We start from the raw sequence: 11,698 nt of genomic DNA, 5'->3' as shown, positions 1-11,698 counted from the left end.
CGCCAAGGGGCCGGAGCGCACACGAATGTTCGTCATCGAGCTCATCTACAAGGCGGATCTCGGCGAGATCGACGCACACATGCGCTCGCACATGGCGTTTTTGAACAAGCACTACGCCGCCGGCACGTTTCTCGTCTCGGGCCGCAAAATCCCTCGCGACGGCGGCATCGTCCTTGCGACCGGGGGCAGCAAGGAGGAAATCGAGGCCGTCGTCAAGCAGGACCCGTTCGTCAAGCACGGGCTCGCCGACTATCGGATCATCGAATTTCGCGCGAGTCAGCGGGCTGCAGACGTCGGGGAGCGCATCGAGGCCGACCGCCGGATGCGGCATACGAATCCCGGCTGACACTTTCGGCCGAGGTCGCGCCGCGCGCCGCTCGACACCCGGAAACCGTCACTAGCCCGCATCGAGCCTCCCGCACCCTGTCACTTTCCTACGACAGGATGAGAGCGCTAACGCGCGCGAATATAGTCGATGCGACTCGCAAAGGCTCCAGGCAACCGCTGAGGTCGGTTCGGAGCTCGGGACGGGTTCGTCCCGGCTGAGCTCAAGGAGAGTGGTGGTCCTCACCCAGGACCGACATCGGAGCGAACATCGTGACGCCAGCGCTCACGTCGAATGGCTACGTCGTGGATCATGGACCCTCGACGTTCGGCTCGTTGCGCGACTCTACTCCGCATGCCGCCGATGGACCGGAGCTGCGCGAGCGACTCGCGCAAGACGGCTATGTATTCCTTCGCGGGCTGCTCGATGTGAGCGTCCTGCGACGCGTGCAAAAGCTCGTCGGCGCCGAGCTATCGCGCCTCGGCGTGCTCGATGCAGCCGGCGACCGCGGGGCGCACATGTTTCCGGCGCGCCGTGGCGCCTGTCTGTATCGGGTACTCGACGGCTTGAGCAAGATCGAGCTGCGTGCGCTTACGAGGCAGCCCGCTCTGGTCGAAGTATTCACGAGGATTTTCGGCGAGGACGTCAGGCCCCTCGACTATCACTGGCCCCGGGTCGCCGGCCCGGGCAGGGCCGAGTTGCCGCATTGCGACTGGATCTACATGTGCCGCGGCACGACAAACCTCTTGTCTGCTTGGATGCCGTTGATGGACATGCCGCTGACGCTCGGACCGTTGATGATTCTCGAGAATTCGCACCGCGACAATCTGCTCACGCGTTCGTACCTGAAGATGGACGCGGATCGTCTCGGAATCTTCGACGCGGTGCGCGTGAAGCACGGGATGCTCCTGCGCGGCGGCACGTACAGTAAGCGGCCGGACAGAACGCGCGAGGAATTCGGCACTCGCTGGCTCAGCGCCGACTTCGCGATGGGCGACGTCGTCATCTTCAGCACACGCTGCTTGCATGCGACGCTCGATAACCGCACGGGGGGCTTTCGTGCCTCGATCGACGTGAGATTCCAGCCTGCTCGCGAGGCCGCCGATCCCCGCTTCGACGGGCCGCATCCGATCGCACACACCGAGCGCGACTGGTCGATCTTCGATCTCTACACGCGACTCAAGCGAACGCTGAGCAGGTTCCGAGCCGAGGCTCGAGCGCCGCATGCGGAGCATCGCTAAGCGCGCCTTACGCTGCTCTTCGTCCAGCTCGTTCCACCGCGATCGCCTGAGCGCGTCCTCGGTGCCATGTAGATGGCCAAGAATTTCTTCATGGCCGTTCCCCGAGCCTGCGTTCATCTTGGATGGATTCACAGACACCCGGACGCGACATCGATCGCGACACCGGATCTCGCCCAGTCACGGCGTAGAGCAAACGCCGGATGATCCGCTTGGAAGCCATTTCGCGGTAAATACCCCCTACCCCTTCCCGGCGTCTGCCGACCCGGCAAATTGCCTAGCAGGTGAACAATTCCGAGAACGCTCTATACTCGAGATGTTGTTGCATACGTAGACCAACCATAACGAGCCGAGGGAGGAAACCATGAACACACTATATGACGCAAAGGGCAACATGCTTCCTCTACGCAGCAGTGCGCTGTCTATTGCTCTGGCGCTTGCGGCACCGACATTCGCTCAAGACGCCGGCAGTCCGGACACTGCAGGGATAGAAGAAGTGATCGTCACCGGCTCGCGCATCTTGCGGCGCGACGCGTCTTCCGACAGCCCGCTGTTGACGATCACGAGCGATAGCCTGACGAACACGTCCGCGGTCAGCATCGACCAGCAGCTCAGCAAGCTGCCGCAGTTCGCACCGGGCTCGAATCAATTCACCGATGCCGGTTCCACTCAGGCTACGCCGACCGATAGCCCGGGTATGGCCACCGCCAATCTCCGGGACCTCGGCGCCAACCGTACCCTCGTCCTCGTGGACGGCCGGAGGCGGCAGCCGGCCAACGCCAGCCTGGCGGTCGACCTGAACACGATTCCGACGCTCGCAATAGACACCGTCGAGGTCATCACCGGCGGCGCGGGCTCGACCTACGGCGCCGACGCCGTCGCCGGTGTCGTCAACTTCAGGCTGAAGCGCGACTTCCAAGGCTTTGGCTTCGACACCTCGTACGGCGCCACGCAGGCGGGCGACGGCGAGGAATACAAGCTTTCGATGCTGATGGGCACGAACTTCGCGGACGACCGCGGCAACGTGATGCTCGGCTTGGGCTACGCCCGACGCAAGCCGGCCTACGAGAAGAATCACGACTTCTTCTCGTCGGCCTGGACGGATCCCGATACGACGGGCGGCAGCCAGCCCAGATTCCCCGCCTACGCAGGGGGCGGCGTGACGCAGGCAGCGGTCGATGCCGTTTTTCCGGGACAGCCGCCGGGAGACGTGAGCAGCCGTACCTCGGCCTTCTACTTCCAGCCGGGCGCGACGACGAACGAGGCTACGATCTTCGTTCCCTCTCAAGGCATCGTCTCCGGGGACCCGGCTGTAGGCTACACGGGCCCTCTCTATCCGGAATACAAGATCGGGAGCAACGGTGCTCTCCAGAGCAACACGACCGAAGGCTACCTGTCCCTGCCGCTGGAGGACTACTCGGCTTTCCTCGCCGGCCACTACGACGTCGCCGACAATGTGGAGCTCTACATTCAAGGCAATCTGGATCACAAGGAGCTCACCACTCGTCCCGGCACCTACGTCATCGCCTTCAATCAATGGACCGTGACGGTTCCGCGCGACGGCGAGCACCCGATTCCGGACTCCCTCGCGACACTTCTCGATTCGCGGACGACGTCGATCGATGGATTCGGCAATCCGGTTCCGGGGACGGGACCAATGTCGCCCTGGGTCTTTCAGACCAGCGCCGACAGGCTCGGCATCGGTCTGACGGAGCTGCACAACAGCACGAACACCTTCGAGCTCGTGACCGGTTTCCGCGGCGACCTGGGCGTCAGGGACTGGACGTACGACTTTTTCGTCTCGCACGGCGTCACGAACCAACAGGTGAGATACGACGGGTACATCGATTGGGCGAATTATCAGGAGCTCATCAACCAGCCGAACTACGGCACGGGCGCCAAGTTCAGCAATGGGCGTCTGGGCCGTGAGGCCTCCTGTACCACCGGCATCAACCCGTTCATCGATCAGGCGGTTTCCCAGGACTGCGTCGAAATCCTGAGCCCCGACATCAATACGGGCACGGACATCACTCAGGACCAGGCGGAGGTGAACATTCAGGGCGCCGCCGCCAATCTGCCGGCCGGCGAGCTGCGCTTCGCCCTCGGTGCCGATTGGCGACGGAACAAGTTCGACTACACGCCCGACAAAGGCATCTCGACGTCGAACATCGTGTCACACACGCTGGGTCTCTTCGACACCACCGAGACGCACGGCTCCGTGGAAGTCAAGGAAATCTACGCCGAGTTGCTGCTGCCGGTTCTCCGTGACAGGCAGTTCGTAAGGAGCTTCGAGCTGAATCTCGGTGTCCGGTATTCCGACTACGACAACATCGGGGGTGTGACGACCTGGAAGAGCACCGGTGACTGGACCGTCAACGATAACTTGAAGTTCCGCGGCGGATACCAGCTGGCCAACCGCGCGCCGAACGTCGCCGAGCTGTTCCAGCCGCCGGTCTTCTCGGTCGTGGGCTGGCCGGACCACGATCCGTGCTCGATCCTCACGCGGGCGAGCTACGGTAACGTGCCGTCCAACCCGGATCGCGCCCAGGTGCAGGCGCTGTGCACGACGCTCAACGGCGGCAACACGGTCATCGACGAGAACTACGTCGGGAACGTTCCGTTCTACTTCCCGCTGGGCCGCGATCTGACCCAAGGCAACCCGAAGCTCGACTCCGAGGAGGCCGACACCTGGACCTTCGGCACGGTGATCAGCTCCCCGTTCGAAGCCGAGTGGTTGCGCGACGCGAGCCTTACTCTCGACTACTACCAGATCGAAATCGAGGGAGCCATTGCGCCGGCGTCGACGCAGGTCGTGTACCAGGAGTGCTTCAACGGCCTGGGCAACAACCCCACCTACGACCCGAACTTCGACTACTGCCAGCGCATCCTGCGCCAGCCCAACGGCTTCTGGGTCGCGACGATCGCCCAGTTCGAAAACCTGGGTAAGATCGAGACCTCGGGCGTCGACGCCGCTCTCAATTGGAGCATCGATGCGCCCGGCTTCGGCGGCAACAGCGGACGGTTCTTCGCGAACGTGCTGATCAACTATCTCGACAAGTACGAGATTCAGAACAACCCGGGCGGTCCGATCTTCGATTATTCCGATTCCGTGGGCCGCTACCGATGGAAGTCGAACGCCTCGTTCGGCTACAGCTTCGGCGCGGGGTCCATTACGCTGAACTGGCGTCACTTGCCGAGCGCGAGGAACACGGCGAAGGTCACCAACCCCGAGGCCGACCAGCTCGACACGAAGTCTTTCGACGTCTTCGACATCACAGGCCGTTGGGCCATCAACGACGCCTACACTCTGCGAGCGGGTATCGAAAACGTGTTCGACCGCGAGCCGAATCGGGTCGGCGTCCTGCCCGGCGTGAACGAAGCGCGGGGCTCGACCACATCGGACTACGACCAGCTCGGGCGGCGCTTCTTCGTCTCTCTCGGGGTTGCATTCTGAGTCGAGCTGGGATCGTAATGCTCTAAACTCGGGTGGCGGGCGGCGGAACGAGCGTTCCCCGCCCGCTTTTCTTGTTGCCGCGGTCGGCAGCCACCGATGCCCCCCCCGCGCTGATTCGGTCGAACCAGGCGCTCGAAGGGCAAGTCGCGCGGCGACGGCAAGGCCTGACGCCGACGGCGTCGCCGGTTCACCGACGGTTGGCCGATGCCGGCGCGAGCGGTTTGCGGATCGCGATGCTCTCCCATCCCGTGACGACGATCAGGATGCCGAGCGCAATCGCGTTGAGCATCAGTGCCGAAAACCTATGCGCGAATGCCGACGGGAGCAGCGGGAGGAACAGCAGCAGACCGACCACGTGGGACAACGGCGGCGCGCGCCGCACGTTCGTTACCCACTTGAACAGAGCGTTGCCGAGCAGATACAGCGCCGGAGCGCCGATGATCGCGGCGATGCCCGCATCGGTGATTTGGTCCGGGTGCACCAGCACCAGCTCGTCGGCCACGGCGCTGACAATGATGCCGCCCACGATCAGCAAATGCAGATAGGTATATGCCATGCGTCCCTGGCGTCCGGGATCGGCCTCACGTTCGATTCGGTGCTGAGCCCGCGGAGCGCCGGTGTCGAAATAGATCCACCACATCGCCATGCTGCTCAGGACGGCGATTGTCAGCCCGCCGAGCGTCTCGGCGCTCCACGCCAGCTCCGCAAAAGTCGCTCCGGTAACCAACAACGACTCGCCGAGCGCAATGATCACGAAGAGCGCGCAGCGCTCGGCCATGTGGCCGCCGTGGATGTTCCAATCGGCAATGCTGGACCGCCCGAGCCCAGGCACCCAGAAGTAGAGCCACGGAGAGATGTACTCCAGCAGCAACGCGGCCGCCCACCATGCGAATCGCGTCTCCTCTCGAGAGAAGCCGCCCGCGATCCAGAACAGGCCCGAGACGACGAGCCACGCCAGAATGCGCTGAAAGTTGCGGATCATCCGGACGGGCGCACGCCGCGCCGCCCACAGAAAGAAGAGCGTACGACCCACCTGCATGAACACGTACGCGCCGGCGAATGCCGACCCGCGCTCGGCGAATGCTTCCGGAATCGAGGCCGCAAGCACGACTCCTGCCAGCATCAGCGCGAAGAGACAGAGCCGCACCGGAATCCGCTCGGGGTCCAGCCAGTTGGTGACCCAGGACGTGTAAATCCAGACCCCCCACACCGCGATCAGGAGCAAGGAGACCTGCGCCGCGCGCAGCGGGATCGGTTGCGCGAGCAGCGCGTGGGACAGCTGCGTGACTGCGAATACGAATACGAGATCGAAGAAGAGCTCGACCGGGGTGACGCGGCCGCCGTCGATGCCGTCGTGCCGGCGTAGCAACGTGGGTGCTGACTGGATCATTTGCAGCTGCCGACAGGCACCCGCCGCGCCCGTCCTCCGCACTCACTATACTGCCGAACGGCGAGATTCGCGGTTTCCCGCGGCAGCAGGAGATCATCCGCCACATCGTCAACGATCGAGTCGTGAGCCCGGCTACCTGTCGACGCTCGGCGTGCCGCTGCTCGACGGGTCGGGTCGAGGGGGCTACCTCCGCGCGACGGCGAGCGCGGCCGACGGCTACGTCTGCTCGACGGCGAGCACGGCCCACTCCTTGACCGTGATCCTGCCGACCACCTCCGCCGTGCCCCCTCGCGGGTCGATCACGAGCGTCTCCCCTTCCGCGACGCCGTCGGCAGCGTCGCCGAACGCGGCGGAGATGTTCGGCGCGTGCGTCACGATCAGCGTGTTCGTGCCTTCCTCGGCCGGCGCCTCGGCCGCCTTTCGGCGGAGCCACTCGCCGTTCTCTTCGCCCGGCGCCAGCTCGTCGACGACCTGCGGATGCTTGTAGCCCAGATAGATCAATGTTTCGATCGCGCGAAACGTCGGGCTCGACATCGTGACGCCGATGTCGACGTCGAGCGCGCGAAAAGCGTACCCGACGGCAGTGGCATGCGCTCGTCCGAGATCGTCGAGCTCGCGCTCGCGGTTGACGTTTCTCGGGTCCGCTTCCCTCGGCTCCGGAGCCTCCCGGGGCGAGCTCGTATGACGCATCACCAGCACGTAACCGCCTTCACGGAGCATCTCGACGATCGATTCGGGGGAGGCCCCTTGCCCGGCGGCGGAGCCGCCGAGCATGAAACAAAGTACCGCGCCGATCGCGGCGGCGTATCGAGAACCCGCTAATCTCCCCAGGGCAGTCTTCATCGCGATGCCTCCTTCTTGTCGGCGGGAATGACGTTCTGCGACGTTCTGCTACGGCGGCCGGCCCTATTATAGGAACGGCGGACGATCGGGCCACCGTCGGCCCGCGCGCCTGCGGCGCGGGCCGGCTGACGCCGTCAGCGGCGCCAGAACGCGGGCGTCAGGAGGACCAGGAACGTGAAGATCTCGAGCCTGCCGAGCAGCATCGAGAACGCCATCAGAAGCGTGCTGTGGTCGCTCAGCGTCTGAAAGGTAATTGCGACGTCGCCGAGCCCGGGGCCGAGATTGTTGAGCGACGTCGAGACGGCTCCGAAGGCCGTGACCTGATCCACTCCGTCGAGCATCAGCACGACCATCAAAAGCGCGAACACGGCCACGTAGACAGTGAAGAACCCCCAGATGCCGTCGATGATGCTGTCGGAGACGATGCGGCCGTCGATCCGGACCGGATACAGCGAGCGGGGATGGATCAGCCGCTGGAGATGCACGCCGGCCTGTTTCACCAGGATCACCACGCGGATCACCTTCAATCCGCCGGACGTGGAGCCCGCAGATCCGCCGATGAAGCTCGAGAAGATCAACAGGACGGGAAGTGCGAGCGGCCAGATCGCGATATTCGCAGTCGCGAACCCGGTCGTCGTGATCACGGAAACGACCTGAAACGTGCCGTAGCGCAAAGCCTCCAGGACGCTGTCGTACGTGCCCGTGACGTAGAGCACGGCGGCGACGAACAGGCTGAGCGCGGCGACGATCAGCACGAACGCGCGGGTCTGCGTGTCCTGACCGTAGAGCCGCAAGCGCAGCGCCCGCCATGCGAGGAAGTGGACGCTGAAGTTGATGCCGCCGATCATCATGAACACGATCGCTATCGCTTCGATCAGAAGACTGTCGTAGTAAGCGATGCTCGCATCGTGCGTCGAATAGCCTCCGGTCGCGACCGTCGCCATGCCGTGACCGATCGCGTCGAAGAGGTCCATGCCGGCCAGCCAGTAGCAGAGCGCGCAGGCGACCGTGAACCCGAGGTAGAGCTCCGAGAGCCGTCGGGCCGTGCGCGCGACCCGCGGCGTCATCCGCTCGTCCTTGAACGGGCCCGGCACCTCGGCGCGATAGAGCTGCATGCCGCCGATCCCGAGCATCGGCAGCAACGCCACCGAGAGCACGATGACGCCGATGCCGCCGAGCCATTGCAGCTCTTGCCGGTACAGAAGCATCGATCGCGGAAGCTCGTCGAGCCCGACGAGCACGGTCGCGCCGGTCGTCGTGTAGCCGGACACCGACTCGAACATCGCATCGGCGAACGAGATGTCGAGCGCGAGCAGGAACGGCACGCTGCCGAGAACGCTGATCGCGGTCCACATGAAGGCGACGATCGCGAAGCCGTCGCGCGTGCGGATCGTGGTGGGATGCCGGTGCAGCGGAAGCCACAAAGCGACGCCGACGATTGCGGCGATAGCGAAGGTGATCGAGAAATGCGTCGCTTCGCCGTCGGAATAGTACAGCGAGACCGCCAAAGGCGGTATCAGGGTCGTGCTGAACAGCATGAACAGCACGCCCAGCGTCCGGATTATGACGGTAAGGTTCAAATACGACGCGAACGAGCAGCGGGGCAGGCGGTATTCTAGTGTGGCGTCCCGCAAATACCTATCACGTACGGCACGTTCGAGACGTCGCGCGCGCCGTCGCGGCGCGCCGGGCTCGCTGTGTTCTGCCGTTCTTCGTGAAGGGCTCGAGGTCGAACGACGCGGGCCGTCGCTCAGCAGCAGGTGCACCTCGACGGGCCGTGGCCCTCGGCGAGCACGCTCCCGTCGTCGGCAACGAGCGTGAGATTCAGCGAGCGCCCGTCCTCGAGCCGCAACGTGAGCACCGAGCCGACGAGCTCGCGCCGCTCCGGCACTCCGTCGAGGCTCACCTTGCCCTCCAGCCGATGAACTCCCGGCACGGGGAGCCCGGACGGCAACATGCCTTGAAAACGCGCGATCTCGTATGCGATGCCGGCGAACACCCGGCCGCGCCAATGCACGTCGCCGACGCCGGCACATTCCTCGACGAGCGTGAACGGGCCGCGCGCTGAAGCCGAGCTCATCCGCCGTCCTCCATGTCCGATGCCTTGCGGGGACCGACGATCATAGCAGCCGTCCAGTTCGGTCCAAAAAAAAGTGTCAGACACCTCTTTTAGTCCGACATAGCAAAAAGGTGTCTGACACCTTTTCTCGACACGAATGCGCGCCGTCTTTTTTTGAGAATTCGATTCGAGCGGCGAGAGCGAGCCGCTCGATAGACTCTGCCGCCGCATGCTGACGCAGAACGAAGACGGAAAAGCGGCGTGGGTTTCCTGGCCATCGTGATCCTGGTCGCCGCCGTTGCGGCAATCGCGCTCGCTTGGGCCCGGAAACGCCGCGGGCGCGCCCCGCGACGCGTGCGCACCGCTTCGGCCGGCCGTTCCTCCGCCGCAGCGTATTCCGCCGTCGAGATCCGCGCGCCGGCCGGCGCGTGCGCGGCGGCGAAGGCACTGGCCGGCAAAACCTTCCTCGCATCCGAAGCCCCGGCGCTGCCTCTCGAGCGCTGTGACGCAGCGCGATGCCGTTGCTCGTTCGAGAAGCTGCCGGACCGCCGGCAGGATTCGCGCCGTTGGTCCGACGAAGGGCTCTCGCCGGTGGTGTTCGACGGCGCCGAACGGCGCAAGACGGAAGACCGGCGGTCGAACGGCGAGTAGGCGCCTGTCTCAGCCTAAGCGAGCGGCCGATCCGCCGTCCCCGCATTCCGCTCGACCAGACGCTGCTCCGTCACGATCGCGTCCATCGGCACATCGTGCGGCTGCGGGAAGATCGTCGTCAGCCGGCCCAGCTCGTAGCCGACTCCGATCGCGAGCGGCTTCGGATCGAGAGAGGCGAGCGTCCGGTCGTAATAGCCGCCGCCGTAGCCCAGGCGGTAGCAGGCTGCGTCGCCGCCGACCAGCGGGACGATCAGCGCGTCGGGCCTCACGACGACGCGCTCGGCCGGCACGGGAATGCCCCACACGCTCTGTCGCCGCAGCTTCGTTTGCGCGTCCCAGCGCCAGAACTCGACCGGTGCCTTCGGCTCGACGACGACCGGAAGCGCCGCTTCGAAGCCGCGCTCGATCAAACCGCGCACGAATGCCCGCAAGTCCGGCTCTCCGCGGATCGGCCAGTAGAACCCGATGCGCAGCGGCGCCGCTTGCAACGGAGCATAAGTGGCAAGCCGATCGGCGATCGCGCTCGTCAGCCGCTCGCGCTCGGCTCGAGAGAGCGCCATGCGAGCCTCGATCAGCCGCTTCCTTTGTTCCTTGCGCCAAGCGCGCACGTCTTCCCAGCGGTCCATCGTGCGGCAGGATACACCACCGTGATAGCCTTCGCGCGATGAGCACGAACCCGACCTATCGCGCGTTCGACGCCGCGCCGGGCGCCGCCGGCACTCGGCGCCCGCGTGCCGCCCGGCCCGCGCCCGCGCACGGCTGAACCGATCGGAGAGCCGCCATTCCCGACGTCGTGCTCGTGCCGCTGGTTGTGGTCGTCGTCGCGACAGGCGCGCTGCTCCATGCCTCGATCGGATTCGGTGCGGCGTTGTTCGCGATGCCGCTGCTCGCTTTGATCATCGACGTGCCGACCGCGACGCCGCTCGTCGCGCTCGTGATGCTGACGACGATCGCCGTCCTCCTCGTTCGAGATTGGCGTCATGTCATGCTCGGCAGCGTGTGGCGTCTCGTCGCCGGCACGGTTCTCGGAATTCCCGTGGGCCTCGTGCTGCTCGAGGGCGGACGAGGCGAGATCCTGCGCATCGTCCTCGGCGCCGTGCTCGTGGCCTACGCGCTCTGGTACTTCGTGCGTCCGTCGCTTCCGCGCATCCGCGCGAACCCCGGCGCCTGGGCACTCGGCTTCGTCGCGGGCGTCCTCGGCGGCGCCTACAACACCAATGGGCCCCCCGTGATCCTCTACGGCGCGGCACAGCGCTGGCCCGCCGCTCGCTTTCGGGCGACGCTCCAGGGCTATTTCCTGCCGGCCACGGTCCTGATCACGGCGGGCCACGGGCTCAGCGGGCTCTGGACGCCGCGCGTGCTCGGGCTCTTCGCGTGGTCGTTGCCGCTCGTCGTGCTCGCGGCGCTCGCGGGCCCCCGGATCGGCCGCGCGATTCCCGAGGAGCGCTTTTCCACGGTCCTGCACGCCGGGCTCGCAGTCGTCGGGATCATCTTGATGCTCTAAATATCTTTCTCGCGCTGCACTTGAAACTTCTTTGCAAAGGCGGCAGGAGTGGAACGTTATACTGGCTGCGGTTGAAAGGTTCTCCCCCTGTTCGAATCTTCAACCTCCCCCTAGAGCCCGGCTCTTGCCGGGCTCTCCCTTTTTTGGGCGCCCGAATTTCGCGATATCATGAGCGCCTTCGCCTCGTCGAGCACGGTCGCATGGTTGTACGGATGGTTACGGCTTGCGTCGAAA

10 protein-coding genes are annotated in these 11,698 nt (G+C 65.1%); 5 read left to right on the top strand and 5 right to left on the bottom strand.

All coding sequences use genetic code 11. The features are described 5' to 3' along the window. The first annotated feature begins 25 nt into the window (after window positions 1-25). The 3 genes from VF329_03950 (at window position 26) to VF329_03940 (ending at window position 5,017) form a co-directional block, all read left to right on the top strand. A complete protein-coding gene (locus VF329_03950) occupies window positions 26-346 on the top strand; it encodes a YciI family protein (GenBank protein ID HEX7080145.1) in 321 nt (106 codons plus the stop codon). 251 nt (window positions 347-597) lie between these two features. After that, window positions 598-1,566, top strand: a complete 969-nt coding sequence (locus tag VF329_03945; protein ID HEX7080144.1) for a phytanoyl-CoA dioxygenase family protein — start codon at window positions 598-600, stop codon at window positions 1,564-1,566. 493 nt (window positions 1,567-2,059) lie between these two features. Next, window positions 2,060-5,017 carry a TonB-dependent receptor gene (locus VF329_03940; GenBank protein ID HEX7080143.1) on the top strand — a complete coding sequence of 986 codons (2,958 nt, stop codon included), beginning with the start codon at window positions 2,060-2,062 and terminating at the stop codon, window positions 5,015-5,017. 187 nt (window positions 5,018-5,204) lie between these two features. On the opposite strand, the gene VF329_03935 is transcribed toward VF329_03940, so the two are convergent. The 4 genes from VF329_03935 to VF329_03920 all read right to left on the bottom strand — a co-directional run bounded on the left by VF329_03935 (window position 5,205) and on the right by VF329_03920 (window position 9,330). After that, window positions 5,205-6,407 (bottom strand): low temperature requirement protein A, encoded by a 1,203-nt coding sequence (locus VF329_03935; protein ID HEX7080142.1) that lies wholly within the window; start codon window positions 6,405-6,407, stop codon window positions 5,205-5,207. 216 nt (window positions 6,408-6,623) lie between these two features. Next, window positions 6,624-7,127: a hypothetical protein gene (locus VF329_03930; GenBank protein HEX7080141.1), complete on the bottom strand. Its 504-nt coding sequence runs from the start codon at window positions 7,125-7,127 to the stop codon at window positions 6,624-6,626. Between the two features lie 257 nt (window positions 7,128-7,384). Continuing rightward, window positions 7,385-8,788 (bottom strand): TrkH family potassium uptake protein, encoded by a 1,404-nt coding sequence (locus VF329_03925; protein ID HEX7080140.1) that lies wholly within the window; start codon window positions 8,786-8,788, stop codon window positions 7,385-7,387. A gap of 212 nt (window positions 8,789-9,000) precedes the next feature. After that, window positions 9,001-9,330, bottom strand: coding sequence for a hypothetical protein (locus VF329_03920; protein HEX7080139.1), 330 nt, complete (start codon window positions 9,328-9,330; stop codon window positions 9,001-9,003). A 240-nt stretch (window positions 9,331-9,570) separates the two neighbouring features. On the opposite strand from VF329_03920, the gene VF329_03915 reads away from it, so the two are divergent. Beyond that, entirely contained in the window at window positions 9,571-9,960 is a 390-nt protein-coding gene (locus tag VF329_03915) for a hypothetical protein (protein HEX7080138.1), read from the top strand. A 14-nt stretch (window positions 9,961-9,974) separates the two neighbouring features. Here the strand turns inward: VF329_03915 and VF329_03910 are convergent, their stop codons facing one another. Further along, window positions 9,975-10,586, bottom strand: coding sequence for a 5-formyltetrahydrofolate cyclo-ligase (locus tag VF329_03910; protein HEX7080137.1), 612 nt, complete (start codon window positions 10,584-10,586; stop codon window positions 9,975-9,977). A 173-nt stretch (window positions 10,587-10,759) separates the two neighbouring features. Here VF329_03910 and VF329_03905 point away from each other — a divergent pair, with 173 nt between their 5' ends. Then, window positions 10,760-11,464 (top strand): sulfite exporter TauE/SafE family protein, encoded by a 705-nt coding sequence (locus VF329_03905; protein HEX7080136.1) that lies wholly within the window; start codon window positions 10,760-10,762, stop codon window positions 11,462-11,464. Window positions 11,465-11,698: the final 234 nt, after the last annotated feature.

This window comes from Gammaproteobacteria bacterium (genome assembly GCA_036381015.1).
Classification (GTDB): Bacteria; Pseudomonadota; Gammaproteobacteria; order Steroidobacterales; family Rariloculaceae; genus ZC4RG20.
The sequence above is the reverse complement of the archived record's forward strand: the minus strand, read 5'-3'. Positions and strand labels throughout refer to the sequence as shown.